This window comes from Natronobacterium texcoconense, from assembly GCF_900104065.1.
Lineage (GTDB): Archaea > Halobacteriota > Halobacteria > Halobacteriales > Natrialbaceae > Natronobacterium > Natronobacterium texcoconense.
This window is the reverse complement of the sequence record NZ_FNLC01000003.1, coordinates 261,907-286,415: the sequence shown is the minus strand read 5'-3', so window position 1 is coordinate 286,415 and position 24,509 is coordinate 261,907. Positions and strand designations below refer to the sequence as shown.

Below are 24,509 nucleotides of genomic sequence, written 5' to 3'. Positions count from 1 at the left end.
ATTGGTTCCGGGTCCCTGCCAGGTTAATACGGCTGCGGTAACATAATGTAACTGTGAGCAACGATATGACTGCAGACGACGAACCCACATCGGTAATCGTAGTCGGCGGCGGCCCCGCCGGTCTGAGCGCAGCACTGTTTGCCGTAAAGAACGGTCTCGAGGCGACCGTCTTCGACGGCGACGAGACCTGGATGCACAAGGCCCACCTGTTCAACTACCTGGGTATCGGCTCTGTCGGCGGTAGCGAGTTCATGGCGACCGCACGCCAGCAGGTCGACGACTTCGGTGCCGACCGCCACCAGGGTGAGGAGGTAACGAGCGTCGCCAGCACTGACGACGGCTTCACCGTCGAGACCGAGGACGACGAGTACGAGGCCGACTACGTCGTCATCGCGACGGGTGCGAACCGCGAACTCGCGAAGGAACTCGGCTGTGACTTCACCGACGAGGACGTCGTCGACGTCGACGTCGACATGGAGACCAGCGTCGAGGACGCCTACGCGGTCGGCGCGGTGGTCCGTCCCGAGGAGTGGCAGGCCGCGATCGCGGTCGGCGACGGTGCCGCCGCTGCGCTGAACATCCTCTCGAAAGAGAAAGGCGAACGCTACCACGACTTCGACGTGCCTGCCGACGCCGAACGTGTCTTCGGAGAACACGTCGCGGAGTAACCATGCCCGGAAACGAGTCGGACGAAGCGCCGGTCACTCCCGACCTCCCCGACAGTCCCTTCCACACGACGGGGACCGACCACATCACGATCTGGGGGAGCAACGAGGAGGACACGATCGAGTTCTACCGTGACCTCCTGGGGATGCCGCTCGTCCTGCGCCAGCCCAACCTGGACGATCCCTCCCAGACGCATCTGTTCTTCGACACTGGGGATGGGCGTATCCTGACCTTCTTCGTCAGCGACGACCGTCCCTCCGCGCGCGGCCAGCGCGCCGGCGTCGGTGCCGTCCACCACCTCTGTTTCAGCGTCGATCCCGACGAGTACGAGGACGTGATGCGAGCGCTCGAGGAGGCCGGCCACGGCTACAACGTCTTCGATCGTGGGATCTTCCACTCGATCTACACCCGTGACAACAACGGGCTGGTGATCGAACTCTCGACGGACAAGTACGAGATTCCCGACGACCGCCGCGGCGAGGTGCTGGCGAAAGCCCAGGAACTCCGCGAGGAAGACGGCGCGGAGTACGCCAAGGACGAACACCTCCGGGAAGCGATCGAGGCCGTCGGCCTCGAGGTCGTCGAACACGATCTGCCCGACGCGAGCGCGGGCGTCGGAGGCGTCGAATGAGCCGACGCGGCGGTCACCAGGGCGAAGATCCCCACGGGGACCAGCCGCTGGTCTCGGCCGGCACGCCGCTTTCCGATGCCGACGCCGCCGTCGTCCTCGTCCACGGCCGCGGCGCGACCGCCCGCAGCATCATCGGGATGGCCGACGAGATCCACCAGGACGGCGTCGCCTTCCTCGCACCACAGGCCGCCGCCAACACCTGGTATCCGAACTCGTTTCTCGAACCCGTCGAGAAGAACGAGCCTGGTCGAACGTCGGGACTCGAGGCAGTCGAGAACGCCATCGGCGAGGCCAACGACGCGGGCATCTCGACCGAGCGCGTGCTGGTGCTGGGCTTCTCGCAGGGTGGCTGTCTCGCAAGCGAGTTCGTCGCCCGCAACCCGCGACGGTACGGCGGCCTCGCCGCCTTGAGCGGCGGTCTCATCGGCGACGAACTGGACGACCCCGAAGCGTACGCGAGCGAGGGGAGTCTCGAGGGAACCCCCGCCTTCCTCGGCTGTAGCGACCGCGACCCCCACATTCCCGAGGAACGAGTCCACGCGACGGCCGACGTGCTCGAGGAACTGGACGCCGACGTGACGACGCACATCTACGAGGGAATGGGTCACGGAATCAACCGGGACGAACTGGCGTTCGTCTCGGAGATGGTCGGCGACCTGGTCGATTCCGAGACGGACGACTGATCGGAACGACCTGGAGGATCGCCGTTCGTATCACGTTTTTAGGGTTCGGGGAGAGACGGAGAGTATGCGAACGATCCGGATCGCGATTACCCACACGGCGGCGACGATCCACCCGATCCACGCGCTCGTCTGCGAACATCCGGACGTCCACCGCGAACTACTCCTGTATTTCAGCCTCTCCGACGGCTACGAGACGGCCATCAACTATCTCGAGGGGGACCCGGACGTCTACGAGAGGGCTCTCCAGGACCTCGAGATCGACGAGTACGAGGTGTATCCCGACGGCGAAGACGGCTGCTACTCGTACCTGCGAGACGAACTGGACGACTACAACAAGAGTCTCGCGACGGCGTTTCGACGTGACGAACTCGCGGTCGTTCCGCCGGTCGAGTACCTCCCCGATCGGCGACTCCTCCTTACGCTCGTCACGACGGCAGACGAGTTTCAGAAGATTACCGAGGAGATACCGGCGGAGGTGTCGATCGACGTACTCTCGATCGATTCGGCCCCGCGAGCAGCCGGGTCGACGTTGACCAGTACGCAGCGTCGTGCGATCGAAACCGCCTGGGAACTCGGCTACTACGAGATTCCGCGAACCGCCGATCTGGAAGCCGTTGCGGCGGAACTCGACTCCGCGGTATCGAGCGTGTCGGATCTACTCCGGCGGGCACACGCCAACCTGGTGGCCGCGGAACTGGGCGTCGGCGACTGACGCCCAGGAGTCAGTGACGCTCGAGCACACAAAAAGGGGCGAAATAATCCGTCCGAACCTACTCGATCCGTCCTCGGCGAGTCGAAGCTAGCGATGACCGTTCGAAACCAGCGCCAGCACACGGAGGTCGAACGGACGCGATGAGCAGTAACACGGTACTCGCCGAGCGGATCGGTGAACTGCTCGGACTCGGCGACGGATTACTGGCGGCGCTCGTCGCGGCCGCCTTCGTCGCGACGCTGATACTGGTAAACGCCGGGCTGGTCGTCTGGGCGAAACGAAAGACGACCGCCGCCTTCACGGACCGGATCGCGGTCACTCACCTCGGGCCGGGCGGCATACTGATCATCGTCGCCGACGCAGTCCGACTGCTCTCGAAGGAGAACATCATCCCCGAGGCGGCGGATCGACCGGCCTACGACCTTGCACCGCTGATCGTCGTCTTCTCGGCCCTGCTCGGATTCGCGGTGATTCCGATGGGGTCGGGAATACAGATCGCCGATCCAGAGGTCGGACTCGCGTTCGTCTTCGCGATCTCGAGTCTCGGCAGTCTCGGACTGGTGATGGCCGGCTACAGTTCCGGAAACAAGTTCTCACTGCTCGGAAGTCTTCGAGCGGTCGCCACGAGCATCGCCTACGAGATTCCGCTGGTCGTGACGGGGCTGTCGGTCGTCCTGTTCGCCGGCACGTTACGGACGAGTCACATCGTCGACGCCCAGTCCGGAGAACTGGTCGCGCTCGCCGGCGTCGCGATCCCGTCCTGGTACGCGTTCGTCAACCCGTTCGCGTTCGTGCTGTTTCTGGCGGCGATGACGGCGGAAGTTGGTCGAAACCCGTTCGACATGGCCGAAGCGCCGTCCGAACTCGTTGCCGGCTACCAGACCGAGTACTCGTCGGTGTACTTCACCCTGATATACATGGGCGAGTTCGTTCACATCTTCCTCGGCGGAGCCATCGTTACAACGGTCTTTCTCGGCGGTCCAGCCGGCCCCGGACCTGCGGAACTCGGAATCGTCTGGTTCCTCGCCAAGATCTGGGCCGTCTTCCTGTTCACCCAGTGGCTCCGGTCGGCCGTTCCGCGGCTTCGAATCGACCAGTTCATCGAAATCGGCTGGAAGGGGCTGCTCGTGCTCTCGTTCGGGAATCTCTTCGTTACCGCGGTGATCGTCGGGGTGCTCGCCGGGTGATCGTGACGGTACTGAACTCCCGGTCACTCGGGCTACGAGAGCAGCCGATCGTGGAAGGAAGGAACGAGATCGAACGCCGCGGCGACGAACACGAGCGCGAGACCGAGAGCGGTTCCAGCCAAGACGTATCCGACGGCCGACGAGGCGGCGGCAAACCCCTGGAAACCAGCCCAGAGAGATCCGAGCGCCAGACCGAGGAGAAAGATTGTGGCGAACACGTCGAACAGTGCGTCTTTGATGCCTTCTCGAACCGCCAGGTAGATCTCGTCCTGGCCGAGTTCGGTGGCCCCGTCGTCCGTATTCGACTCCATACGACCGACTAATACCCATCAATTGAAAAACACGTCGCTCGGCGACAGTCGAGCGTCGCTCGAGCCCACCCTAGACCAGCGGTTCGACCAGTTCTTCGCCGGCCTCGAGCAACTCTCCAACTCGCTGTTCGTCGGTCGCCTCGGCGTAGACTCGCAGGACGGGTTCGGTCCCGCTCGGACGGACGAGCAGCCACGAGCCGTCGGAAAGCAGGAGTTTGAACCCGTCGTCGGTGTTGACGGTCTCGACCTCTGTTCCGGCGACTGCGTCCGGGATTTCGTCGCCCAGGTCGTCGATCACCCGCGCTTTCTCGTGATCGGGACAGGCGACGCTGATCTTGTCCTGGACGACTGTTCCGTGTTCCTCGAGCAGTCGATCGACCCGTTCGTCGAGCGGTTCTTCGGCGTGCATCGCGGCCGCGAGCACGGCCATCAGGACGCCGTCTTTCTCGCGGACGTGGCCACGGATCGTGAACCCGCCGGACTCCTCGCCGCCGACTAAGGCGTCGCCGTCTGCCATCGCCTCGGCGACCCACTTGAAGCCGACCGGGACCTCTCGGACCGACTCGCCGTGGGCCTCGGCGACGCGGTCGATCAGGTAGGTCGTCGACACGGTTCGGACCGCGGGCCCGTCGGCGTCCTCGAGCAGGTAGTCGTACAGCGCGGCGAAAAAGAGGTTCTCGTCGAGGTATCCTCGATCGGGCGTGACGATCGCGATCCGGTCGGCGTCGCCGTCGTTGGCGATCCCCAGGTCCGCGTCGCCGCTCGTGACGCGGTCGATCAGTTCCTCGAGGTTCTCCGGCGCGGGTTCGGGTGCACCGCCGCCGAACTCGGGATCACGGTCACAGCGCAGGCAGTCGACCGCGAGGCCGGCGCGCTCGAGGACAGCGTCGGTCGTCCCGCGGCCGCTGCCGTGCATGGCGTCGTAGGCGACGGTGAGTTCGCCGTCGGCAATCTCGTCGTTGCCGGTCACCGAGGCGACGCGCTCGAGGACCGCGTCGGCGTGTGGCGTCGCGAGGTCGACCTCTCGGACGGTTCCGTACTCGCTCTCCGGGAGTGGGTCGGGTTCGGCGAGTCGATCGGCGATAGCGTCGGTCACTTCTGGCAAGGCCGGCGCGCCATCGCTGGGAATGAACTTCACGCCGTTGTACTCCGGCGGGTTGTGCGAGGCCGTGATCGCGAGGCCGCCTGCGAGGTCGCGTTCGACGATTGCGTGAGCGACAAGCGGCGTCGGTCGGTCGCGCTCGGGCAGCAGGACGTCGAACCCGTTCGCACACAGCACGCGGGCGAGTTCCTCCGCGAACCCGCGAGAGGTCTCTCTCGCGTCGTAGCCGATGACGACGGGCCCCTCGAGTCCCTCGTCGGCGAGGTAGGTCGCCACCGCCTGCCCTACCATCCGAACCCGTGGGGTCGTAAACTCCTCCAACGTCGCCCGCCAGCCGTCGGTACCGAAACTGATCGTCTCCATACGCATTCGCTTCACGCCAGTGGGCAAAAGTGCGACGCCGGCCGCTCTTAGTCGTCGGCCTTCTGCAGCGACCAGACCTGAATCGAGTGGCCGTCCGAAAGCGGTTCGTCGGTAAAGTCGCCGGTCACCGAGTGTGATTCGAACGGAGAGTGACGGGCGAGCAGTTCGACCTGTCGCTTCGGAAGCATCGAGAGTAGATCCTCCTCGGCAAATACGAGCGATCCGTCGGGATCGTACAGTTCCGTCTCGACAGTAAACTGCTGTTCGACCTCGTCGGCGATCCGCGCACGGGAGCGGACCTCGTGAGTCTCACCGCAGTACTCGATCTCCCTGGACTCCCACTCGCCGTAGGTCTCACAGATGACGTCGAACCCCGGAACGAAGACGTCGAAGACGAACCGGCCACCGGGTGCAAGCGCCTCGTGGACCGATTGCAATGCCGCTAACTGGTCGCCGACCGTCGTTAGATTCTGAATTGCGTTGAACGGACACGTCACGAGCCCGTACCGGCGATCCGGCTCGAACGACGTCAGGTCCGCCCGCCACACCGACGGCTCGAGACCTCGTTCCGCGGCGTTCTCACGCAACACCTCGAGTGCCGCCGCCGAGAGATCGAAGCCGTCGGCGTCGACGCCACCCTCGAGGAGTTCCAGGTAGATCCGGCCGGTGCCACAGGTCGTCTCGAGAACTGGCTCGTCGGCCTCTCGAGCCAGATCGACGTAGAATTCGACGTCCGGCCGACCCGCGTCCTCGAGGGACGCGTCGTAGAACCGGGCGCGTTCGTCGCGATAGCGGTCGTCTGAGTTGTCCATTGGTAAGCACATTCAATCAAAACGGAAAGTCGTTACGCTCAACTGTTCCAGTCCGTCGTCCGAACCGTCCGCCTCGAGTGCCCCACAGTCTTTGCCCCTGGACGTGGTGGGGCCGCTATGCGCCTGTCCACGATACTCGTCGTCGTCGGCATCCTCTTGATACTGATCCCGATTCCGATCCTGCCGCCGCTGGTCGGCGCGGCCATCGGCCTGGTAATCCTGCTGATCGGGCTGTTCTTCCGCTTTCTCGGGCTGTGAACTGACGGCGTTCGCGGGCGACGACTGGTCGGGACTAACTCTCTGGACCATCGGAGATGCTTATCTTCCAGTGGGTGGAACGGACAGCTATGGCACGGCCGTTCATCGGTTTTCTCGGCGTACTCGCAGCACTGTTTCCCGACCGAATGGTCGCCCTCTTCGAGTCCGTCGCGGTCGACAACCCAGACGAGTGTTCGACCAGATCCTGGCTCGAGTCGGGAATCCGAACGGAGGGAGTCGTCATCGTCGCGGCCAGTCTTCTCGGTGGGCGAGCGTACGGCTGGCTGCTGAACCTCACGGGCGCTTTCGGCGCGGTCTTACTCTTGTTCCCGCGGGTCTACCGCGACCTCGCGACCGTACTGGTGTACGACCGTCCCGACGACGTCGAGTGGAACGACGCGTTCACTCGAGGCGTGCGAGTGATCGGTGTCGCGTATCTCCTGCTTTCGATCCAGGCGTTCGTGAAGCGCCGGGGCGAGGACTGAGTCCGTTTCAGTCCCGAACCGCTACGCCTATCCTCGTTGCGTGCCCTGATCGAGTATGGCACAACGGTCCGTCCTCGTTCGGGCGATCTGGTTCCTGCTCGTCGGCTGGTGGCTGACGCCCATCGTGGTGAACATCGCGTGGGCGCTGAACGTGACCGTGATCCTCGCACCGATCGGGATCAAGGTCGTCAATCTCGTTCCGACTGTGCTGACGCTACAGGAGCCGCGGTCACTCGGGCGGCCGGGACTCGAGCGCGGCCAGCACTCCCTGCTGATCCGGGCGCTCTACTTCGTGTTCGTCGGCTGGTGGCTGAGTTTCTTCTGGGCGAACCTGACAGCACTGCTCGCGATCACGATCATCGGGCTCCCGATTGCGATCTGGATGGCGAATCGGTTGCCGTTCGTGACCTCGCTCTACCGGTTCCACGGATAACAAATTTAAACCATCATGTTTTATGTTGGATACCTAATGAGTGAAAGTTGCCCGAAGTCTCAGGGTGAAAAAACTGAAGCCCGGCTTCTTTCAGAGTTCGTGTGCCACGATCTAGCAGTGCTGACTCCATTTGGAGAGAACCACAGATATGATTGCGTCATTGAGAAGAACGATAAGTATCTCAGAATCCAGTGCAAAACTGGGCGGTACAAGGACGGGAAAGTTATCTTTAGCACGAAGAGCACACGCCCCAGAAGGACCGGAAATTCGTACGATGATTACACGGACTCCATAGACTACTTCGCAGTTTACTGCTGGGAGCTGGAATCAGCGTATTTGATCCCGATAGATGACGCGGCATCTTCAGAGATGGTCCTTCGCGTCGAGCCGCCCAGTAACAACCAGTCAAAGGGTATAAATTGGGCTGACGAATACAAGCTTAGTGACGTACTCAATACGACCTTGGGCACGTAGCTCAGTCCGGAAAGAGCGTCGGACTTCTATCCCTGCCGGGTTTGCGGTGGGGGAAGACATCCGACGGTCGTGGGTTCAAATCCCATCGTGCCCGCTTGCTGTCGCGAACAATCCGTGAGCGACAGCAGTACAATGAGATGGATTTGAACTAGACGGCGGCGAGCGATAGCGAGCCGACGGCGTAGTTCAAATCCCATCGTGCCCGTTCTCACTCGTCACGCATCGATATGCGGTACGGCGTGGACTTCACCTGATTTTGACCCTGTGTTTCGAGCCGTTTTCGTTATCTGTGATAATGACCCTTTGTCCCTGCTGGCGATTCTACTCCATATGATGTACTCCCGGGTAATAAACATCGGAATATATTCCATACAGAACTACAGAGCAATATTTTCAGCCGTATAAAGATCAGATTTAGTTGAATCGTTTCGATTGATCTTCAGGGGAATGTCAAGACGCTCTCGCCCTTGAGCGTATAGCATCCAACCGATGGTCAGTCTATCTTCACCTGCGGTCGCTTGAGTGTTGGATCATCGACCTACCTTAGTCGATGTGAATTGTCGCATGGTTGTGGATGCGAAGCGCCACAAAAACCGACAACAGTTGTCCTATCTGTACAGATTTTGTCGCCGAGGACCCAACTTTCGCCCTCATCATTCAGGACGCTTGTTATGCACTATCTCGCACCGGCCTGAAAATATTATCAAAGACTGAAAGATTGATAATTTAGTGGATATAAATTCAGTAGATAATTATAATGGTCTGTTCTTCATTAGTGTCATCTATGGTGTCGAAGAATTCATCGACAGATGGCGATCACACCAGACGTAAAGTGCTACAAACCATTGGAATTGCTGGTGTCGCGGGTGCTACTCTTGGGTCTGGTATCGTTAGTGCTGAAGAATTAGAGATAGAAAAAACCGGTACGGCCTATTTCGCAGAGATGGGCCTCCGTTATGACGGAGATGTTTACCCAGATACAGTTATCTGTAACCCATCAATGGGATATGGCGTTACGGATGATAACGAAGTTGTTGTTCCGATAACTTCCGATGAGATTACAGAGAAAATAGAATCTTCCAATAACCTCCTAGCCTACAATGGCTTGAAAGAACTGCCAACAGAGATTGTGAGAAAGGAAATGTCAGGTGTTAGTATTGAATTGGATGAGCGGAAGAATGCAAAATCTGGATCGAGTGTTGCTGAAGTCATTCAGACTCCAGCAATTCGAGTCAATAAAGAAGAGAACGGTAGGATAACAGTGGGAGTTGGCGGAAACAAAATTGAGGTTCCAACGGGCGAAAATGAAACCATGTCTTTAGATCCGCAGCCAGTAAGTGTTCCCAGCAAAGGTAAAGAAAAAGAAACGATAGAAAAGGAACTGACTCCTACGATCGAGATAGAAAATTTCGGTGAGGTTACTTTCCAGACCATCTCAAACGTGGGTGATTTCGAATGAGTCAGACACTCAATATTTATGTTTGGGAACATGTCAATGTAGACGATAGTGACATAGATGACGCTATTGATGCCGTCGAAGATCTAGCTGAGCAAGTAGATTATGACTTTAATATAAACGGTGGCACAGAACCATATGAAGGGGTCAGTGATCATAGCGATATTTTTGATTTGCTTGATAGCTTTGCAAAACATGTTAAAGATAATTTCCCGAGGGACCCTATTCCAACCGATATCCACCTGTTAATATTCCACTCGTATGGTGATCTTCCTATAATTGATGGGCTCAATGCTGGCGCCGCAAGAGGTGCAGTAGGAAAAGGGTGGGGTGCTGATGACTTCGATAACGAAGGCGCAATTGCTACAGCGAACGTCAACTCGTCGGTGATGGGGAGTTATCTCTATGACTCTGGCACCCAAACCTTTAAGAATACTGTAATCCATGAGGTGTTCCACACACTCGTCTGGTATCAAACAGATCATTATTCAGCACCTGCAGAAGATTGCTCAGATTACAGTCATGGAAATTGGGATCATTCAATGGGTGGAATCACGTCGTTCGACGAAGTTACACCGATGCGCACCTGGTACACAGGCCAGACTGATTATGGAGATAACCCTGCACCCTGCGATAGTTGCTATGATAATGGGTCCCCGGATGAAGTCACACCCGATTTAACTTTTTGTGCTACTTCTGAAGCAAACGAACACAAGGATGAGGTAGATTTCTACTAATTAGTGGTACCTTCTGACAGACTACAAGTTGCAAGTAAATATAGAATATACTTCGCAAAATAATAATTGATACACCATAAGGAACTTATGTTTCCTCGAGTACACATTTATTAATGAAACCGAGACATTTGCTGGGGTTATCGCTGTTCGTGGCTGTCTTGCTAATCGGCGGGATATTTTTCCCTGCCGTGTTCAGCGGCGCGTACGAGTCTGAGTTTGAAACCCCGGAGTACTATATTGCCCACAATTCAACGACGGAGGAAATTGAACCTTGGGGGATAGCGACTGAGAACGACTCGTCGGACGACATCGATCCCACACCGCTGGAAGACCTCGACGATGAGAAGCAGAGCCTCTTCATGACCATCTACGAGGAACAACAAAAAGAAGTCTACAACCCTCCTGTCGAAGATAAATACAGTTCGTACATAGACTTAGCAGACCGAGAACCATATACGATGGAGATATGTAGCGACTGGGTTCTCACTTGTGATGCTTACGAACAGGCTCCACCATCCTTCCCGACTGATAGCATCTATGCGCCAGGGACGGCAGTGCAGAGTGAACTCACGATTGTCGAATACGAAGGTGAGACGTATGTTGTCATAGAAACCTATCCCTCGGGTAGTGAACCTACAATCGGTCCTGTCGGTGAAGAACATATCATTAAGCTCGTGCTGTTCGCCCCGCTGTCACTCGCAATTGGTGTAGCCGCAGTAAGGGCAAGAGAGAGTTATCCAAAGACCGTCCTTACGCTGACTGGGTATGGAATCGCACTGCTCGGAATGGGGCTCATAGCACCGTATCTCCACATGTTCACCGAGACGAATATACTGGCATATGCGCTCGAATTGGTCCTGATAACATGGAGCGTAATACTCGTCAGTGGCCTGTACCTCTGGCGTTCGACACGACAACTATCCACTGATGACCAAGATACCGCTGACGCAGAGACAGAATAGAAATCCCCACAAAGAACTGTCCATTTGTGAGTACGGATACTCGAGATCACTCAGTCCCGAGAGTGATCGCTGTCGGACCTATGCATTATTCCTTATTTCAGGAGGCGTTATTGTTTTGGTCCGCACAAGGGCATAAAGCAAAGCCGAGCCAACAATAATGATAAGAGCTACTTCCCAAAGAGGTCCTGATGCAGAAAGGATCTCTCTACGGAGCATGAAATCCACTCCAGCGTTTTCTAAGAAGAAGTTCGTTGCGTTCTGGGTTGCATTAATCAGACTGACTACAACACCCCAAAATACTACAATAGATGCTATGACAAGAACTTCCTTGATTAGCCATCGGAATGTTTCCGTTCGAGATCCTAAAAGTGGTTCAGGCACCATATATACTACTTGTTATTTTTATGGCGAAATATATTGGTTTGTTATTGATTGAGGGGTTATATCGACTTATTCCAGAAAGGGATTCAGGAGAGTGTTAACGGTGTACTCTCGGCTTCATGTTTTGAATACCAGTCTTTTGCCCACGTAATTGCGGTTCTGTCCTTAGAATCAATGATACCACGAACAACCCCAATATCGTCGTGAATAACGACAAGAACATGTTCGACGGGTTCTGTGATTACGACTACCCCCATCGGGATTTCACCTGAGTACGAATATGCATCGAAATTCCCGGTGTTAAAAAGGCTTTTGAATTCGTCACTGAGCTTTGTTTGCACTTGTTCAGTCGCTTCCTTGCCGAAGACAAATTCAGCATCCAGTTGGTTTGCTGCTGTCTTATTCAAATACGTCTCTACTATAGGCCTAAAAATAGTCGGCACGACACCACCCATTTTGGACGCCCCAGAGACTTGTTCTTCAAGGTATTCGTACACAAGATCGGATCTCATCTCCCCGATCACATGTGTCGTTGCATTACGAGCGATGGACGGGTCAAGAACGGTTCCAATTTGTTGTTTGGTTTCAAGTAACCGCTTCGATTCTGCAAAGGTCCGGACGATTTCATCGGTTCGGTCATACTGTGTATATACGATTTGGCCGAACGTTGTTGGTATATACATACCATCTTGTTTTTCCACTAGATTGTGATCTTCGAGTTGGTTGAGTCCACGGTAAACCGTCGACTGTGAGGCGTCTACCTCGTCGACCAGTTGGTTTTGATAAGCTGGGGCATCGAGGAGTCGTTTGAATATTGACAACCGTTTGTGGAGGACCATGTAGGCGGCGTGCGCTTTCTCCCAATCCATGACTCTATGTATTGCGAAAAGTAACTTATAGCTGATGGATATAATGGTGGGGGATAGCTAACGTGGTGCCTTTCAATATGATGTATTTAAGATTGATAAAGTTTGTCTGGTTATCAGCGTTTCCAATGAAGGAAGAGCAAGGAGATCAGCGACACCTCTTTCTCAAGGTGATGTAGAGTTGCGGATGCCGGTCAAAACGTTCACGAGAAACCGAGAATCATCGCCGAAAATGGTACTTTACAGGGCCGTGTATCGCACATGTTATAGTTCGAATATGCTGGGTTCAGTGCGAACACACTGTCCATCGACACTGGCCCACTGACTAAACTGCCAGTCTTGGCACGTCGTAGCTACTTTAGTGACTTCTTCGATACCATCTTCTCCGTCGGTCGAGACTTCGGTTGGGATCGCGCCTGCTTCCAATCTGACTCTCGCCATACAATGTTGGTAACTCGTTGAAGCGTGAACATCAGATTTTACTCGTTCTTCATGCGTGTTTATCCAAAATGATTCTCCACCATATTGTCGAGCATGAATGCCACAGTGGGGACAATTAAATTATCCCTTATCTTTCTTGCGAGCAATATGACTCTCTGGCATAAAAAGTAGTGTCTACTAAATAATATTGAAGCTTATCTTGAACGTGAGTTCGTCTCTTTGCTGCTTGGTTGTAGCTGTCAATCAAGTTCTTGAGCGGGATGGTCCCACATACGAATCTACGCTTTCAATCTCTACCAGTACCGGACAGGCGACCGCGTCGGGCACGACCCGTATCTGATGGAATCGTCACTCTTCTCGAGACCGATGCCATCGAAGAAACACGAGACATCCGCGAGCGATTCTAACGCTCAAAAACTAACTTACGCTCGAGCCCGGCCCTTCCCAACTTCTCGCTCCAGCTGACTCGCGGCCTCGAGTCGCAGTCCTTTCGCTTCCCGTTCTGTCACCCTCGAGTTGGGCAGTCGACCGGAAAGCGGCTCGTATGCGTCGGGTGTGAAGCCGAGCCGTCGCAGATACTCCTGGACGCGTTCGTCCTCGAGGCCGTCGTAGATCGCGGCGTCGGTCACCGTTTCGACCGTCTCGAAGTCGGGGAGGACGAGTCCGCCGCTCGAGTTCGATCCCTCGTAGGTTACGCCGCGGGCGTCCGCGTGCTCGACGATTGATCCGACGGTCTCCGCGAGTGCGAAGATCTGGCTCGGCAATGCGACGTCGGGCGAGCGCCACTCGACGGTTGGCATCGCCTTCCGGAGTCGAACTGGGGTCCAGACCGCGTCGTAGGGGCTGAACTCGTCGTCGAACTCGTCGGGGTCGACGCCGTGCTCGAGCGCGCGTTCGCGGAAGCAGTCGTAGGCGGTCTCGAGTTTCGCCTCCCATTCGTCGACGCTGTCGACGTACGACCATAGCTGGCCCTGTTCGGGACAGGGGCCGTAACACGAGCGCCGGTAGAGGTAGGGTCGAGCGCACGCGAGGATCGGTTCGCCGCGGTAGTGCGAGGAGCTGTTCACGAGCGCGAACGCGGGATCGATCGCGGTCAGGGCGTTCAACTGGGCGGGGACGTTCGACTGCTCGAAGTGCATGTGCGTCCCGGCACAGACGCGGGCGTCGTCGAACGTTGGGCCCACGATCCGTCGCTGGAGGTCGGTTCCGCGCTTGTTCCGGTACGGAAGCTCGTCGGGCGCGGCGTGTAGCGGCGTCGCCAGTGGGACGAGCCGCTTGTCCTGTTCGTGGGCGGCGTCGACGACGGTCGCCAGTAGCTCGCGAAACTCCGACCGGAGTTCCGTCATCGACGAGCACGGCGTCGTTTTGAGCTCGATCATCGGCTCGACGAACTCCGGATCGATCTGATCCGAAACGTCGAGCAGTGTGTCGGGCGAGACCAGGTCGCCGTCGTCGTCGACGACCCAGTACTCGACCTCGAGGCTGGTTTTCATGAGTTGTCTCCGTATTCGACCGCTGGTGCTGTCGCTCTCGACTGTCCTGTACCGTCTATTGGAGCCGAGAACCGAATCGACAGCCGGCGTCGCCGCCGGCCCACCGTTGTGGATATCGACGTAGGCTCCTACCACGTGAAGGCGTTGAGCCTGCGCTGGCAGGGTAGGGGGTTGATAGTAGCTACCACATACCTCAGTAAATCCGGGCCTACAGCCATCGCTACGTCCCGGACTCGAACCGAAGAACACGCTCGCTGGCGGTTTCGACGGCTCTCTCACCGCCAAGCTGGTCTGCCTCCTCTGTGACGACCCGGTTCCTCGTCCAAAGCTTATAATATTCTTTCACGAGATGGCGGTACTATGGTCAAGTCGACGGTTCGGTTCCCCGAGGAGGTGATGGCACTCGTCCAGGCACACACCGACGAGGGCGAATTCACCAATAAGTCGGAGTTCCAGCGCTTCGCCGTGGAGTATCTGCTCACCGAACTCGAGGACGATTACGAGCCGACGCTGACGCAGTTCGACGAGATTCGCGAGAGCGCGCTCGAGGACGACGACCCCGAACCGGCCGAGTTCATCCAGACCGCCGAGCCGTCGGAGTTCCTCCGGACGGCGAGTCGCGTTCGTCAGTGTGCGGTACGGGGCGACGTCGAAACGGCCTACGAACTGATCGATACGCGTCACCCACCTGAGAGTCCGAAGGCGATGCTTCTCGATCTGATCGTACAGGGTGTGACGTCCGACGAACAGGAGTGAGAAACCGGCTCTGTCGCCCGTCGACGTGTAGACCGTTTTTCCTGCCGCCCGCTCGAGCGATCAGTCGAGACGGTCGACTCGCGACTCGAGGTCGACGTCCGACGCGCTCTCGGGCGTGAATCCGTAGACGGCATCTTGGAAGTTCGTCCGGTAGCTTCCCGGCCCGTTGTACGTCATCTCCGCCGCGCGCTCGCCCGCGAGTCCGAACGCGAGCGTCCCGTGGAGGGCGGCCGCGTGAACGTCTTCGACCGCGCCGGCAAACGCCGCCAGCGTCGCGCCGAGCATACAGCCGGTGCCGACGACTTCGCCGAGCATCTCGTGACCTGCGGTCAGCCGGGAGGCTCCCTCGCCGTCGCCGACGACGTCCTCGACCCCGGAGGCGACGACGACCGCGTTGCTCGAGTCGGCGAGCGACGTCACAGCCCGTTCGATCTCCTCGTAGTCGCCGACGGATTCGACGCCCTTGACCTCGGCGTCGACGCCGGCGAGCGTGCTGATCTCGCCGTAGTTGCCCTTGATGATCGCAAAGTCGACCTCCTCGAGCAGGTCTTTCGCGACCGACTCCCGGGTGGCCGTCGATCCGACGCCGACTGGATCGAGAACGACCGGAATGTCCCGCTCGTTCGCTTTCCGGGCGGCCTCCTGCATCGCCTCGATTTTCCCTTCGGGCACCTGTCCGATGTTGAGCAGGACGGCGCTTGCGAGTTCGGCCATCTCACCGGCGTCACCGGGGGAGTCGGCCATCACTGGTAACGCCTCCCAGTGGAGGATCAGGTTCGCCACGTCGTTCATCGTCACCTCGTTGGTCAGCGCCTGGATCAGCGGCTGCCCGTCCGCTACGGTCCGAAGCGATTCCGCGAGCCCGTCGCTGGTGACGTCGATCTCTGGGGTCATTCGCTTCTCCCTTCGCCGCCGACGGTCTTCGTCGTTTCGACGGCCGAGCGCAGCGCCTCGGTCGCGTCGCGTGGGTCCTCGGCGGTCGTGATCTCGGAGATGACGGCGACGCCAGCAGCCCCTGCCGCGACGACCGGCCCTGCGTTCTCGGCCGTGATGCCACCGATTCCGACGACTGGAATCGCGACCGAGTCGGTGATCTCTGCGACTCGCTCGGGACCGACGCCGGATTCTTCCTCCGGAACCGCTTTCGAGGTCGTCCCGTAGATCGAGCCGACACCCAGGTAGTCCGCACCCTCGGCTTCCGCTTCTCGAGCCTCTGCGACCGTCGAGGCCGAACAGCCGACGATGGTGTCCGGACCCAGAATATCGCGAGCGACCGAGACCGGCAGGTCCGACTGGCCGACGTGGACGCCGTCGGCGTCGATCGCCCGTGCGACGTCGACGCGGTCGTTGACGATCAGGTCGACGCCCGCCTCCGCAGTCACCTCCCGCAACTCGAGGCCGAGTTCGTACCGCCACCGGGCCTCCGTTTCCTTCTCGCGTAGCTGAACGACGTCGATCCCGCCCGCGATCGCGTCCTCGACGATCTCGAGGGTCGAGCGGCCACTCGAGATCGATTCCTGGGTGATGAGGTAAGTACGCCAGTTCGCCGGATCCATACTCGAGATGGCGGCGGGCGGTCACTAAGCGACTTCGGTCGGTTCGAGTCGTTGCCGCTGGTGGAGGTTCTTGTCTCTCCTCGTCGAAGCGAATGATATGTCCTTCGACCCGGACAGCGTCAGGACAGTGACGTTCGACTCCTACAGTACGCTGGTCGACGTCGACGCGGTCGAGACCGCGCTCGCCGACCGTGTGGACGACCCCGAACCGATCTCGCGGACGTGGCGCGAACGATCGCTGCAGTACACCTTCGTCGGAACCGTTCTCGGCACCGACGCGTCGTTCTACGACGTCAACCGCGACGCCCTCGAGTACGCGATGGCGGCCCACGGGATCGAGACGACGCCGGACGAGCGCGAGGAGATCCTCTCGGTCTACCACGACCTCGAGCCCTTCGACGACGTCCGCGAGAGCCTCGAGCGCCTCGACGACGCGGGGTACGACCTCTACGTCCTCTCGAACGGGACGCCCGAGATGCTCTCGTCGATGGTCGACGTCGCAGCAATCGACGAGCTGATCGAGGACGCGATCAGCGCCTACGAACTGCCGACGTTCAAGCCCGACGCGGACCTCTATCGCCACGCCGCCGGGCGAACGGGGACGCCGATCGATCGGATCGCTCACGTCTCGGCGATGTGGTTCGACGTCCAGGGTGCGATCGAGGCGGGAATGCAGGGCGTCTGGATCGACCGGAAGAAAACTCCCTGGGAGCCGTTCGGCCCCGAGCCCGACCTGATCGGTGAGGGTCTCGAGGGGCTGGTCGAACTACTTACGTAGGAAGAGAATCTCGACGACCGTTCAGTCGTCCTCGAGCAGCCGTTCGACCATCTGGTCGGGATCGAACCGCTCTAGGTGATCGTAGCCCTGGCCGATGCCGAGGAACAGAATGGGTTTCCCGGTGACGTGTGCGACCGAAATCGCCGCGCCTCCGTTGGAGTCGGCGTCGGCTTTCGTCAAAATTGCGCCGTCGATCTCGGCAGCATTGTTGAACTCTCGAGCGCGGTTGACGGCGTCCTGGCCTGCCACCGCTTCGTCGACGAACAGCGTCATGTCGGGGTCGACGACGCGATCGATCTTCTCGAGTTGGTCCATCAGTCCCTCGTCCGTGTGAAGACGACCGGCGGTGTCGCCGAGGACGACGTCGACGTCGTTAGCCTCGGCGTACTCGACGGCGTCGTAGAGGACGGCTGCGGGATCGCCACCTTGCTCGTGGCTGATGAGTTTCGTATCGAGCGCGTCGGCGTGTTCCTGAATCTGCTCGTTCGCGCCGGCACGGTACGTGTCCCCGTTGGCCATCACGGTCGAGAAGCCTCTCTCTTCGAAGTAGCGGCTCATCTTCGCGATCGAGGTCGTCTTGCCGACGCCGTTGACGCCGGTGAAGACGATGGTGATGGGCTTGTCCTCGATCGCGATGCGCTCGTCGAAGTCGAACTGGCCGACGCTGATCACGTCGTGGATCGCCTCCTGCAGGGCCTCCTCGACGACTTCGCCGGTCGAAGTCGTGAAGGTCCGGGTCTCCCCGACCAGTTCGTCACGGATGTTGTCCAGAATCTCGTCGGCGACGTTCATCTCGACGTCGCTCGAGAGCAACGCCATCTCGAGTTCGTGCAGTGCGTCCTCGAGATCTTCTTCCTCGATGACGAACTTCCCTTTGACGAGGGACTTGGCTTTCCGGCCGAATCCGGTACTGTTATCCTCGCTTTCGGCCGGTTTCTCTTCGTCGTCTTCGACAGAGTCTGTCGTTCCCTCTTCGGTCGGCTCCGGTTCGTCGACGCCGGTCGCAGCGTCGTCCGTCTCCGGTTCCGGTTCGGGTTCGGTCTCGAGCGGTTCCGTCTCGGCCGTCTCGAGTTCGGCTCCCGCTTCGGCGGTTTCGACGTCGGTCGCCGCGCCAGCGTCGCTGACGTCGGACGGCGTGCCGTCCACACCGGGCTCGTCCGGTTCTGGTGGCTCGTCGGCTTCGACCGTCTCTTCTTCGTCGACTTCTTCGACGTTCTCTTCGGCGGCTTCTTCGGCGTCCTTGCGGAAGCTTCCGAGCTTGTCTTTCAGGTTATCGAACATGGATCGTGGTGTGGATGGCGGGTAAATCGAGTGGGAAACTGCGAGAGGGAGTCGTCCCGCTGCGCGTGCGTGAACGGATTCGGCGTGTTATTCGTCCGGGTTCTGGCCCTGTCCCTGGCCCATCTGCTGCATCTGCTGTTGCATCGCCTGCTGCTGGAGCTGCTGGGCCTGCTGCTCGAGTTTCTCGCTTTCACTCTCGAGTTCGGCGATCTCCTCGTTGACCTCGTCGATCCGGTCGTCGAGGTGCTCCTTCTTGTTCTCGAGAGCGTCGACGGCGTCGTCTTCCTCGAACTCGGCGGCGTAGTCGGCACCGAGTTCGACGATCGCCTCGTCGATGTCCTCGATCGTGGCACGGAGGTACGCACCGCCGCCGATCGGCACCTGCACCGTCGAGCCCGTCTCGAGGGTCTCGAGGGCCTCGACCGCCTCGTCGACCTCGAACTTCTCCTGCTGGATCGACTCGACGTTCTCCTCGAGGGCTTCGATCTGTTGCTGGATCTCCTGGAGTTCCTGGGAGAGCTGCTGGAGTTGCTGCTGGCTCATTGGCTGACCTCCTCGAGATCGATCTCGGTACGTTTGAGTCCGTGCTGGCTCCCGAGCTGGGAAAGCACGTGTTCGCGGGCGACGTTTTCGTTTTCGGCATCGATGGTCTTCTCGAACTCCGCGTAACCGTCGCGGGCCTTGAACTGACCGGTCACCGTAAACTGGCTCATGGCTATTCCTCCGGCAGGCAGTCGGAAGAATCTTCCCTTCCGTCGGAACCACGAGTCGCTCTATATCTTCCCTGGTTGGTTGCCCGGTCCGCCGCCTATCGTCGACCCTGGGGTACGTTTGGGCCGTGCAAGCTCACTGGGATCGATCCCGTCGAACGCTGGCGGAAGCTCACCGTCGTCGGCGTACCGGTACAGCGCAGTCTTCGCAATCGCGGTCGCGGCGTTGTGGACGATTGCGATGCCGATCAGCAACACTACCGTCGGACCGATCGTGTACGGGAGCACCGCCCCGGGCGACTCGAGCAAGAAAACCGGTGCCCCGATTCCGAGGGCGAGCACCGGAATCGCGACCGCCATCGTGACGAGGCCGATTCCGAGGCTGATCCCGCCGACCTCGCCCCACGTCTCGCGGAATAGATCGACGCTGTCGCGCATCGACTCGCGGACGCCGCCGTTCCGGAAGACGATCACAGGGACGATGAAAAACGTCATCGCGAACCAGGCGAAGCCGGCGATCGCCCTGACGGTCGCGGCGAGTTTCCCGTCCTGACTCTCGAGGGTCTGGAAGACGAGACCGACGGTCGCGCCGACGACGCCCCACGCGAGGATCGTTCGTTTCGACTGCCACGCTCCCGCGAGCCCGTCGCGGATGCTCGTCGACTCCCCGGCGAACAGTTTACCGGTCGCGTGGACGAGCGCGGCGCTGAAGAACGTCGCAACCGCCGTCGCGACGAACAGGAAGACGAAGGAGCCGACGACGCCGATCGCAGTGAGGACGGTTTCGCCGGCACCGTCGACTCCCTCGACCACGCCGTCGACGGCCGCGAGCCCGATCGCGGACCCGAACAGGACGGCGGCAAGTCCGGCGATCAGCCCCACGATCCCGACGACCACGACGGCTCCGTACAGTATCGGGAAGACGAGCAACCACTTCTCCCGTCGGAGGACGCCGAACGACGCTTTCGCGATCGCGAACCCGGTCCGAAACCGGGCGAACACGGACTGGAGGACCATATTCGAACGTTTCTCCACCGTCTCATAAATCTTGACGACAGGTTCCGGTACTGATACGAGTATCGGACCAAACGATTTTGCTCGCGGCGTCGTACCAACCACTATGAGCGAAATCGAACCCGACGAACTCCTCCCGAACGATCGCATGAAACAGCAGGCCCTCGAGGGTGAGGTCACCCAGATCCACCGCGGCCACCAGTACGCCGACGAGGGCGACACGTTCACCATCGAGAACACGACCTTCGAGGTCCGGGAAGTGTCCGACCGAACGCTCGGCGATCTGACCGACGAGGACGCCCAGGCCGAGGGGATGGACGACCTCGAGGCCTACCGGCAACTGCTCGAGCGCGCTCACGAGAACTTCGAGTGGGACGACGACAGCGAGATCGTACTCCACCGGTTCGAGCAGCGATGAACCACCTTCCCCAGAAATCGGACGGCGAGTGGAAACTCCCGAATCATGCCCACGTCGTCGTCTACGACCGCGAGGAACCCGACGACGAGGACGACCGCGGCCTGCTGACGATCTACGACTGTGGTGCAGCCCAGAAACCCCCGCGAGCGCAGTTGCTCGGCACGCTCGAGGAGGTCGACGCACCGGCGGAGATCGAGTCGACGCCGACGGGGAGGATCGTAAAGCTCCGTGCGGAAGCGACGCTTTCAGAGGGTGAGACGGACCGGTTTACGATCCAATGATCGAAACGATCGGTATCGCGCTGCTGGTTCTTGTCGCGGGAATTATGCTCTTTCTCCCGTCGCTGGCCATGCGCTGGTGGCAGTCGCGGGATCGAGACGAGTCGGAGTAGCGCTCCAGTTCGACTCGAGTCAGACCGGGAGCCGATCCGTACGCTCGAGTATCAGGAGCGTAACGACCAGTACGACGAGGAAGACGGCACCGGTACGAAACACCATGTCGTAGCTGTACTGGGCTTCGACGAACACGCCCAGTACGTACGAGCCAAGCGACTGGGTGAGCATCCACATCGAACTGAACACGGCGTAGGCGCTGCCCCTGGTCGAGTCCGGCAGCGTATCCAGAAGGAACGTATCAGTGGCCGGAAACAGCGCGTGGATGACGAAGCCGATGATGCTCGAGATGAGGATGAGGCCGAGGAAGCTCTCGACCATCGTCAGCACGAGGAGACTCACCGAGAACGCGCCGACGACGCCCAGCAGGTACGGGACCTGTGGCAGTCTGTCGGCCAGATCACCGCCGAAGTAAAAGGCAGGAATGCCGGCGGCGAAGACGATGGTGAGCATCATCCCTGAGGCTTCCCGTGGGAGCTCTTTCGAGTCTTGCATGTACAGATCGTAGAAGTTGAACACGCCCTGCCAGATGAACGACGCCGCGCCGACGATCACCAGCGCGGTCACGATGATCCGCCACTCCGAGAGTGCGCCGGCGACGAAGTTCTTGTCTTCTGCTCCCGCTTGCGGTAACTCGGTTCGTTTCGCGGTGAGTCCGGTGTAGAACGTCACCACCGCGGCACCGATAGCGATCAGCCACAGCGACAGCCGCCAGTCGACGACGAGCGTGACCGCGACCAGTGGGGCTGCGATCACCGCGGCGACCTGGCTCGCCGCGCCGTGGATGCCCATGACTCGACCGACCCGATCCGGAAACAGTTCGCTCAGAAACGGGTTCGCCGAGACGAAGTAGACGCCGGAGGCGATCCCCATCAGGAAAGCCCCGACCATGAGGTGATGAATCGAAACTGCCGTGGCAGCGAACGCGGAGGCAGCAGCGAGAATCGCTCCCGAACTGATCACGACGTAGTGTCGCGGTACTTTCGTCAGGAGCCATCCCGTCGGCAGGCGCGGCGACGCGCTGCCGACCCACGCCAGCGTCACGAGCAGTCCGGCAGCTGCTTCGCCAATCGCAAACTCCGCGATGATCACGTCGAGAAGCGGTGCAAAGATGATTCTGGCGAGATTCAGCAGGAACACGAGACCACACAGAGAGGCGAAGAGACGAGCGCGGCTCACGACCGCTCTTGCCAGCAACCGGCCTCAAACGTTCCGAAATCGGAATGGTTTGCTACAATTGGACGAATTCTCAACCGATCACGCGTTCCGGAACGGAACGATCAGAACTCGAGGCATCGATTGTCGAAGCTCTCGAGACGACCAGATTCGTCGGCCGAACAATTATTCCGGTCGTCGCTAAACGATTGAGTCGATGACCGATGACGCGCCCGACCGACGCGTTCCTCGTCCCCGCGATGTTCGGATGCGGACTGCGCCCGCGGAAAACGATCGCTCGAGCATCGTCCGGAAACTCGGGTTCGTCGCCAGCGGTGTCGTCGTCCTGCTCGGCGGGACAGTCTACACTGCCGACTCGTATGGTGCTCTCGAAGCAGGGGGGCTCGTGCTTCTCGGGGTATTGATCGGCGCGATATCGTTTCCGTACTTCGTGTTCCGTGACGACGAACGGGAGTTCTACGTCGTCAACACGGGCGATCACACCGCGACGTTCGGCGTGACGTTCTCTGCAACGGACGGTTCCGAACGGATCCACCACGACGTAACGCTCGCTCCTGGCGACGGAGACGTTCGGTCGGGACGATTCGCCGACGGCCAGTCCTACACGGTTTCGGTAGCAGTGGACGGCGAGACGACGGCAACCACCGACGTAGTTCCAGTCCCATCGAGGGCCAGTAGCGACGAGTCGACCATCTTCACCGTCGAGGTGGGTTCGACGACGGTTCGTCCTGCACGATACGCCGCGAGCGACAGCCGCAGCTAACGCTTCGAACACGATCGGCCGCATCGAGAATCGTCGAGAAAGAACAGACGAAGGTCGGACAGCGCGTTACTCGAGATAACCCAGCGCGTCCTCGATCCGGCCCAGTTCCGGTCCGGTCGTGTCTTCGCCAACGACGTAGCCAGCCTCGTTAGCGACCAGTCCGGAACCGACGAGTGGCGCGCCGTAGTTGACGGTGCCGACGTCGGCCCGGACGTCCAAGGCGTCCTCGAGGAAGTCCAGTTCCTCGTCGGTCGCCTTCGGGTGACAGAGCACCCCGGAGTTGGTCGCAACCGCGGCGGTGCCGACGGTGCGGACGCCCGCGAGGTCGCCGCGTTCGACCGGCACGTCGAGGGTGTCCTTGACGATCTTGATCGCCTCCCGGGGCAGATCCGGGTGGACGTAGGCCCCGTAGTCGTTCGCGAGGACGACGTTGCCGGCGGCGTTGATGCTGCCCGGCAGTTCCGCGACGGGGACGTCGACGGCCTCCTCGAGTTGCTCGCGCTCGTACTCGAGGGCGCGAGAGCTGACGAGCAGGCCGTTTTCGTTACCCGTCGCTAGCGCACCGACCGTCGAGGAGCCGCCGACGGTCGTCTGGACGGCCGGCACCTCGAGTTCGTCGGTCAGGTCGGCGACGACGTCGTCGTCGACGTCGCGGCGAACGAGCACGCACGAGTCGGTCGCGCGGGCGAAGACGCCGACGTAGGCCGACCCGGCGAAGGCGAGACGTTGCAAGTTTAGTCGGCGACCTCGGCCTCGACGACGGCCTCACCCTCTTCGTCGAAGCGGGCCGCACGAACGCGGAGCTTCCGTGGCGGGTTGGATCGGCCGTTCGACCAGATCGTCTCGTTGATCGAGGGGTCGAGTCGGATGGCGTCCTCGTCGACCGCGAAGTGTTTCGCGAGGTGTTCGCGGACGATGGTCATCGCCCGATCTGCGGCCTCGTGGTTGGCTCCTTTCTTGACGTCGCGCAGGGGAACGGTGACGACGCGTTCCTCGAAATCACTTGCACTCATGGTTATTCGTCAGTGCTGCTGCGTCGCCAGTTGCGTCGCTTCGGGTTCCGGGTGACTTCCATGTCGGTCTTCATCATGACCCAGGCCGGAACGCGGCTGTTCTGGTTCTCGAGTTTGGCAAGGCGCTTCTTCTTGCCCTTCGATTTCTTACCCATAGTAGCCGGACGTAGCCCGCGGTGGCTTAAAATCTTGTCCATCT

At 59.7% G+C, this 24,509-nt stretch carries 33 protein-coding genes, 1 tRNA gene and 1 pseudogene; 18 read left to right on the top strand and 17 right to left on the bottom strand.

Features of this window, described 5'->3' with window-relative positions:
* The first annotated feature begins 65 nt into the window (after positions 1 to 65).
* From BLR35_RS14985 to BLR35_RS14965, 5 genes are all read left to right on the top strand, one after another.
* Complete coding sequence (locus BLR35_RS14985; protein ID WP_090383646.1) at positions 66 to 668, top strand: NAD(P)/FAD-dependent oxidoreductase; 603 nt, start codon at positions 66 to 68, stop codon at positions 666 to 668.
* Between the two features lie 2 nt (positions 669 to 670).
* Entirely contained in the window at positions 671 to 1,297 is a 627-nt protein-coding gene (locus BLR35_RS14980) for a VOC family protein (RefSeq protein ID WP_090383644.1), read from the top strand.
* Positions 1,294 to 1,980, top strand: coding sequence for an alpha/beta hydrolase (locus tag BLR35_RS14975; protein ID WP_090383642.1), 687 nt, complete (start codon positions 1,294 to 1,296; stop codon positions 1,978 to 1,980). Before BLR35_RS14980 ends, BLR35_RS14975 begins: the two co-directional genes overlap by 4 nt.
* Positions 1,981 to 2,044: 64 nt before the next feature.
* Positions 2,045 to 2,692, top strand: coding sequence for a helix-turn-helix domain-containing protein (locus tag BLR35_RS14970; RefSeq protein WP_090383641.1), 648 nt, complete (start codon positions 2,045 to 2,047; stop codon positions 2,690 to 2,692).
* Positions 2,693 to 2,832: 140 nt separating this feature from the next.
* Positions 2,833 to 3,879: a complex I subunit 1/NuoH family protein gene (locus BLR35_RS14965; RefSeq protein WP_090383638.1), complete on the top strand. Its 1,047-nt coding sequence runs from the start codon at positions 2,833 to 2,835 to the stop codon at positions 3,877 to 3,879.
* Between the two features lie 32 nt (positions 3,880 to 3,911).
* Here the strand turns inward: BLR35_RS14965 and BLR35_RS14960 are convergent, their stop codons facing one another.
* From BLR35_RS14960 to BLR35_RS14950, 3 genes are all read right to left on the bottom strand, one after another.
* Positions 3,912 to 4,190, bottom strand: a complete 279-nt coding sequence (locus BLR35_RS14960) for a hypothetical protein (protein WP_090383635.1) — start codon at positions 4,188 to 4,190, stop codon at positions 3,912 to 3,914.
* A gap of 70 nt (positions 4,191 to 4,260) precedes the next feature.
* Positions 4,261 to 5,655 (bottom strand): phosphoglucomutase/phosphomannomutase family protein, encoded by a 1,395-nt coding sequence (locus BLR35_RS14955; protein WP_090383634.1) that lies wholly within the window; start codon positions 5,653 to 5,655, stop codon positions 4,261 to 4,263.
* Positions 5,656 to 5,702: 47 nt separating this feature from the next.
* A complete protein-coding gene (locus tag BLR35_RS14950; protein WP_090383631.1) occupies positions 5,703 to 6,467 on the bottom strand; it encodes a class I SAM-dependent methyltransferase in 765 nt (254 codons plus the stop codon).
* 117 nt (positions 6,468 to 6,584) lie between these two features.
* Between BLR35_RS14950 and BLR35_RS20775 the strand changes: the two genes are divergently transcribed.
* From BLR35_RS20775 to BLR35_RS14930, 5 genes are all read left to right on the top strand, one after another.
* On the top strand, positions 6,585 to 6,725 hold the full coding sequence (locus tag BLR35_RS20775) for a hypothetical protein (protein WP_170831049.1): 141 nt from the start codon (positions 6,585 to 6,587) through the stop codon (positions 6,723 to 6,725).
* A gap of 89 nt (positions 6,726 to 6,814) precedes the next feature.
* A complete protein-coding gene (locus tag BLR35_RS14945) occupies positions 6,815 to 7,210 on the top strand; it encodes a hypothetical protein (RefSeq protein ID WP_090383629.1) in 396 nt (131 codons plus the stop codon).
* A 55-nt stretch (positions 7,211 to 7,265) separates the two neighbouring features.
* The gene (locus tag BLR35_RS14940) at positions 7,266 to 7,643 is read left to right on the top strand and encodes a YccF domain-containing protein (protein ID WP_090383627.1); all 378 of its coding nucleotides are present in this window, start codon (positions 7,266 to 7,268) and stop codon (positions 7,641 to 7,643) included.
* 36 nt (positions 7,644 to 7,679) lie between these two features.
* A complete protein-coding gene (locus BLR35_RS14935; RefSeq protein WP_170831048.1) occupies positions 7,680 to 8,117 on the top strand; it encodes a group I intron-associated PD-(D/E)XK endonuclease in 438 nt (145 codons plus the stop codon).
* Positions 8,108 to 8,211, top strand: a tRNA-Arg gene (locus BLR35_RS14930). The genes BLR35_RS14935 and BLR35_RS14930 overlap by 10 nt, the downstream gene beginning before the upstream one ends.
* 332 nt (positions 8,212 to 8,543) lie before the next feature.
* On the opposite strand, the pseudogene BLR35_RS14925 reads toward BLR35_RS14930, so the two are convergent.
* Positions 8,544 to 8,800, bottom strand: a pseudogene (locus BLR35_RS14925) (IS630 family transposase); the annotation flags it as partial.
* Positions 8,801 to 8,901: 101 nt separating this feature from the next.
* Between BLR35_RS14925 and BLR35_RS20375 the strand changes: the two are divergent.
* The 3 genes from BLR35_RS20375 to BLR35_RS14920 all read left to right on the top strand — a co-directional run bounded on the left by BLR35_RS20375 (position 8,902) and on the right by BLR35_RS14920 (position 11,272).
* A complete protein-coding gene (locus tag BLR35_RS20375; RefSeq protein ID WP_139169306.1) occupies positions 8,902 to 9,576 on the top strand; it encodes a hypothetical protein in 675 nt (224 codons plus the stop codon).
* Positions 9,573 to 10,310 (top strand): hypothetical protein, encoded by a 738-nt coding sequence (locus BLR35_RS20370; protein WP_139169305.1) that lies wholly within the window; start codon positions 9,573 to 9,575, stop codon positions 10,308 to 10,310. Before BLR35_RS20375 ends, BLR35_RS20370 begins: the two co-directional genes overlap by 4 nt.
* A gap of 113 nt (positions 10,311 to 10,423) precedes the next feature.
* A complete protein-coding gene (locus BLR35_RS14920; RefSeq protein ID WP_090383622.1) occupies positions 10,424 to 11,272 on the top strand; it encodes a hypothetical protein in 849 nt (282 codons plus the stop codon).
* A gap of 78 nt (positions 11,273 to 11,350) precedes the next feature.
* Here the strand turns inward: BLR35_RS14920 and BLR35_RS20365 are convergent, their stop codons facing one another.
* The 3 genes from BLR35_RS20365 to BLR35_RS14910 all read right to left on the bottom strand — a co-directional run bounded on the left by BLR35_RS20365 (position 11,351) and on the right by BLR35_RS14910 (position 14,453).
* Positions 11,351 to 11,656, bottom strand: a complete 306-nt coding sequence (locus tag BLR35_RS20365) for a hypothetical protein (RefSeq protein WP_139169304.1) — start codon at positions 11,654 to 11,656, stop codon at positions 11,351 to 11,353.
* 83 nt (positions 11,657 to 11,739) lie between these two features.
* A complete protein-coding gene (locus tag BLR35_RS14915) occupies positions 11,740 to 12,522 on the bottom strand; it encodes a helix-turn-helix transcriptional regulator (protein ID WP_090383619.1) in 783 nt (260 codons plus the stop codon).
* A gap of 860 nt (positions 12,523 to 13,382) precedes the next feature.
* Positions 13,383 to 14,453, bottom strand: a complete 1,071-nt coding sequence (locus BLR35_RS14910) for a glutamate--cysteine ligase family protein (protein ID WP_090383617.1) — start codon at positions 14,451 to 14,453, stop codon at positions 13,383 to 13,385.
* A 360-nt stretch (positions 14,454 to 14,813) separates the two neighbouring features.
* Here BLR35_RS14910 and BLR35_RS14905 point away from each other — a divergent pair, with 360 nt between their 5' ends.
* A complete protein-coding gene (locus BLR35_RS14905) occupies positions 14,814 to 15,209 on the top strand; it encodes a ribbon-helix-helix domain-containing protein (protein ID WP_090383614.1) in 396 nt (131 codons plus the stop codon).
* A 60-nt stretch (positions 15,210 to 15,269) separates the two neighbouring features.
* Here BLR35_RS14905 and thiM read toward each other — a convergent pair whose 3' ends face one another.
* Positions 15,270 to 16,103 (bottom strand): hydroxyethylthiazole kinase, encoded by an 834-nt coding sequence (thiM, locus tag BLR35_RS14900; protein WP_090383612.1) that lies wholly within the window; start codon positions 16,101 to 16,103, stop codon positions 15,270 to 15,272.
* Positions 16,100 to 16,765, bottom strand: a complete 666-nt coding sequence (gene thiE / locus BLR35_RS14895) for a thiamine phosphate synthase (RefSeq protein ID WP_090383609.1) — start codon at positions 16,763 to 16,765, stop codon at positions 16,100 to 16,102. Before thiE ends, thiM begins: the two co-directional genes overlap by 4 nt.
* Positions 16,766 to 16,862: 97 nt before the next feature.
* Between thiE and BLR35_RS14890 the strand changes: the two genes are divergently transcribed.
* A complete protein-coding gene (locus BLR35_RS14890) occupies positions 16,863 to 17,543 on the top strand; it encodes a haloacid dehalogenase type II (protein ID WP_090383606.1) in 681 nt (226 codons plus the stop codon).
* A gap of 21 nt (positions 17,544 to 17,564) precedes the next feature.
* Here the strand turns inward: BLR35_RS14890 and ftsY are convergent, their stop codons facing one another.
* The 4 genes from ftsY to BLR35_RS14870 form a co-directional block, all read right to left on the bottom strand.
* Positions 17,565 to 18,824, bottom strand: a complete 1,260-nt coding sequence (gene ftsY, locus BLR35_RS14885; protein ID WP_090383603.1) for a signal recognition particle-docking protein FtsY — start codon at positions 18,822 to 18,824, stop codon at positions 17,565 to 17,567.
* A gap of 87 nt (positions 18,825 to 18,911) precedes the next feature.
* Complete coding sequence (gene pfdA / locus BLR35_RS14880) at positions 18,912 to 19,367, bottom strand: prefoldin subunit alpha (protein WP_090383600.1); 456 nt, start codon at positions 19,365 to 19,367, stop codon at positions 18,912 to 18,914.
* The gene (gene rpl18a / locus BLR35_RS14875) at positions 19,364 to 19,537 is read right to left on the bottom strand and encodes a 50S ribosomal protein L18Ae (RefSeq protein ID WP_090383596.1); all 174 of its coding nucleotides are present in this window, start codon (positions 19,535 to 19,537) and stop codon (positions 19,364 to 19,366) included. The genes pfdA and rpl18a overlap by 4 nt, the downstream gene beginning before the upstream one ends.
* A 60-nt stretch (positions 19,538 to 19,597) precedes the next feature.
* Positions 19,598 to 20,551: a DUF6159 family protein gene (locus BLR35_RS14870; protein ID WP_090383593.1), complete on the bottom strand. Its 954-nt coding sequence runs from the start codon at positions 20,549 to 20,551 to the stop codon at positions 19,598 to 19,600.
* A 103-nt stretch (positions 20,552 to 20,654) separates the two neighbouring features.
* Between BLR35_RS14870 and BLR35_RS14865 the strand changes: the two genes are divergently transcribed.
* Positions 20,655 to 20,966 carry an ASCH domain-containing protein gene (locus BLR35_RS14865; RefSeq protein ID WP_090383590.1) on the top strand — a complete coding sequence of 104 codons (312 nt, stop codon included), beginning with the start codon at positions 20,655 to 20,657 and terminating at the stop codon, positions 20,964 to 20,966.
* Entirely contained in the window at positions 20,963 to 21,247 is a 285-nt protein-coding gene (locus tag BLR35_RS14860) for a hypothetical protein (RefSeq protein ID WP_090383587.1), read from the top strand. The genes BLR35_RS14865 and BLR35_RS14860 overlap by 4 nt, the downstream gene beginning before the upstream one ends.
* A 129-nt stretch (positions 21,248 to 21,376) precedes the next feature.
* On the opposite strand, the gene BLR35_RS14855 is transcribed toward BLR35_RS14860, so the two are convergent.
* Positions 21,377 to 22,537, bottom strand: a complete 1,161-nt coding sequence (locus tag BLR35_RS14855; protein ID WP_090383583.1) for an MFS transporter — start codon at positions 22,535 to 22,537, stop codon at positions 21,377 to 21,379.
* A gap of 193 nt (positions 22,538 to 22,730) precedes the next feature.
* Here BLR35_RS14855 and BLR35_RS14850 point away from each other — a divergent pair, with 193 nt between their 5' ends.
* Complete coding sequence (locus BLR35_RS14850; protein WP_090383581.1) at positions 22,731 to 23,297, top strand: hypothetical protein; 567 nt, start codon at positions 22,731 to 22,733, stop codon at positions 23,295 to 23,297.
* Between the two features lie 66 nt (positions 23,298 to 23,363).
* Here the strand turns inward: BLR35_RS14850 and BLR35_RS14845 are convergent, their stop codons facing one another.
* Genes BLR35_RS14845 through BLR35_RS14835 form a run of 3 tightly spaced genes read right to left on the bottom strand, consistent with a single transcriptional unit; the run spans position 23,364 to position 24,465 of the window.
* Positions 23,364 to 24,029, bottom strand: a complete 666-nt coding sequence (locus tag BLR35_RS14845) for a translation initiation factor IF-6 (protein WP_090383578.1) — start codon at positions 24,027 to 24,029, stop codon at positions 23,364 to 23,366.
* A gap of 2 nt (positions 24,030 to 24,031) precedes the next feature.
* Positions 24,032 to 24,310, bottom strand: a complete 279-nt coding sequence (locus BLR35_RS14840; RefSeq protein ID WP_090383575.1) for a 50S ribosomal protein L31e — start codon at positions 24,308 to 24,310, stop codon at positions 24,032 to 24,034.
* A 2-nt stretch (positions 24,311 to 24,312) separates the two neighbouring features.
* Positions 24,313 to 24,465, bottom strand: coding sequence for a 50S ribosomal protein L39e (locus tag BLR35_RS14835; RefSeq protein ID WP_090384139.1), 153 nt, complete (start codon positions 24,463 to 24,465; stop codon positions 24,313 to 24,315).
* Positions 24,466 to 24,509 lie beyond the last annotated feature (44 nt).

What these genes read in the sequence shown, in the direction of transcription:
- BLR35_RS20375 (WP_139169306.1), top strand. Translation starts at nt 8,902, where the DNA reads ATGGTGTCGAAGAATTCATCGACAGATGGCGATCACACCAGACGTAAA.
- BLR35_RS14975 (WP_090383642.1), top strand. Translation starts at nt 1,294, where the DNA reads ATGAGCCGACGCGGCGGTCACCAGGGCGAAGATCCCCACGGGGACCAG.
- BLR35_RS14945 (WP_090383629.1), top strand. Translation starts at nt 6,815, where the DNA reads ATGGCACGGCCGTTCATCGGTTTTCTCGGCGTACTCGCAGCACTGTTT.
- BLR35_RS14920 (WP_090383622.1), top strand. Translation starts at nt 10,424, where the DNA reads ATGAAACCGAGACATTTGCTGGGGTTATCGCTGTTCGTGGCTGTCTTG.
- BLR35_RS14870 (WP_090383593.1), bottom strand. Translation starts at nt 20,551, where the DNA reads ATGGTCCTCCAGTCCGTGTTCGCCCGGTTTCGGACCGGGTTCGCGATC.
- BLR35_RS14865 (WP_090383590.1), top strand. Translation starts at nt 20,655, where the DNA reads ATGAGCGAAATCGAACCCGACGAACTCCTCCCGAACGATCGCATGAAA.
- BLR35_RS14935 (WP_170831048.1), top strand. Translation starts at nt 7,680, where the DNA reads ATGAGTGAAAGTTGCCCGAAGTCTCAGGGTGAAAAAACTGAAGCCCGG.
- ftsY (WP_090383603.1), bottom strand. Translation starts at nt 18,824, where the DNA reads ATGTTCGATAACCTGAAAGACAAGCTCGGAAGCTTCCGCAAGGACGCC.
- BLR35_RS14960 (WP_090383635.1), bottom strand. Translation starts at nt 4,190, where the DNA reads ATGGAGTCGAATACGGACGACGGGGCCACCGAACTCGGCCAGGACGAG.
- BLR35_RS14940 (WP_090383627.1), top strand. Translation starts at nt 7,266, where the DNA reads ATGGCACAACGGTCCGTCCTCGTTCGGGCGATCTGGTTCCTGCTCGTC.
- BLR35_RS20365 (WP_139169304.1), bottom strand. Translation starts at nt 11,656, where the DNA reads ATGGTGCCTGAACCACTTTTAGGATCTCGAACGGAAACATTCCGATGG.
- BLR35_RS14905 (WP_090383614.1), top strand. Translation starts at nt 14,814, where the DNA reads ATGGTCAAGTCGACGGTTCGGTTCCCCGAGGAGGTGATGGCACTCGTC.
- thiM (WP_090383612.1), bottom strand. Translation starts at nt 16,103, where the DNA reads ATGACCCCAGAGATCGACGTCACCAGCGACGGGCTCGCGGAATCGCTT.
- BLR35_RS14910 (WP_090383617.1), bottom strand. Translation starts at nt 14,453, where the DNA reads ATGAAAACCAGCCTCGAGGTCGAGTACTGGGTCGTCGACGACGACGGC.
- BLR35_RS14850 (WP_090383581.1), top strand. Translation starts at nt 22,731, where the DNA reads ATGACCGATGACGCGCCCGACCGACGCGTTCCTCGTCCCCGCGATGTT.
- BLR35_RS14890 (WP_090383606.1), top strand. Translation starts at nt 16,863, where the DNA reads ATGTCCTTCGACCCGGACAGCGTCAGGACAGTGACGTTCGACTCCTAC.
- BLR35_RS14955 (WP_090383634.1), bottom strand. Translation starts at nt 5,655, where the DNA reads ATGGAGACGATCAGTTTCGGTACCGACGGCTGGCGGGCGACGTTGGAG.
- BLR35_RS20370 (WP_139169305.1), top strand. Translation starts at nt 9,573, where the DNA reads ATGAGTCAGACACTCAATATTTATGTTTGGGAACATGTCAATGTAGAC.
- BLR35_RS14860 (WP_090383587.1), top strand. Translation starts at nt 20,963, where the DNA reads ATGAACCACCTTCCCCAGAAATCGGACGGCGAGTGGAAACTCCCGAAT.
- BLR35_RS14970 (WP_090383641.1), top strand. Translation starts at nt 2,045, where the DNA reads ATGCGAACGATCCGGATCGCGATTACCCACACGGCGGCGACGATCCAC.
- BLR35_RS20775 (WP_170831049.1), top strand. Translation starts at nt 6,585, where the DNA reads ATGCGCCTGTCCACGATACTCGTCGTCGTCGGCATCCTCTTGATACTG.
- BLR35_RS14950 (WP_090383631.1), bottom strand. Translation starts at nt 6,467, where the DNA reads ATGGACAACTCAGACGACCGCTATCGCGACGAACGCGCCCGGTTCTAC.
- BLR35_RS14985 (WP_090383646.1), top strand. Translation starts at nt 66, where the DNA reads ATGACTGCAGACGACGAACCCACATCGGTAATCGTAGTCGGCGGCGGC.
- rpl18a (WP_090383596.1), bottom strand. Translation starts at nt 19,537, where the DNA reads ATGAGCCAGTTTACGGTGACCGGTCAGTTCAAGGCCCGCGACGGTTAC.
- BLR35_RS14835 (WP_090384139.1), bottom strand. Translation starts at nt 24,465, where the DNA reads ATGGGTAAGAAATCGAAGGGCAAGAAGAAGCGCCTTGCCAAACTCGAG.
- thiE (WP_090383609.1), bottom strand. Translation starts at nt 16,765, where the DNA reads ATGGATCCGGCGAACTGGCGTACTTACCTCATCACCCAGGAATCGATC.
- BLR35_RS14965 (WP_090383638.1), top strand. Translation starts at nt 2,833, where the DNA reads ATGAGCAGTAACACGGTACTCGCCGAGCGGATCGGTGAACTGCTCGGA.
- pfdA (WP_090383600.1), bottom strand. Translation starts at nt 19,367, where the DNA reads ATGAGCCAGCAGCAACTCCAGCAGCTCTCCCAGGAACTCCAGGAGATC.
- BLR35_RS14840 (WP_090383575.1), bottom strand. Translation starts at nt 24,310, where the DNA reads ATGAGTGCAAGTGATTTCGAGGAACGCGTCGTCACCGTTCCCCTGCGC.
- BLR35_RS14915 (WP_090383619.1), bottom strand. Translation starts at nt 12,522, where the DNA reads ATGGATTGGGAGAAAGCGCACGCCGCCTACATGGTCCTCCACAAACGG.
- BLR35_RS14980 (WP_090383644.1), top strand. Translation starts at nt 671, where the DNA reads ATGCCCGGAAACGAGTCGGACGAAGCGCCGGTCACTCCCGACCTCCCC.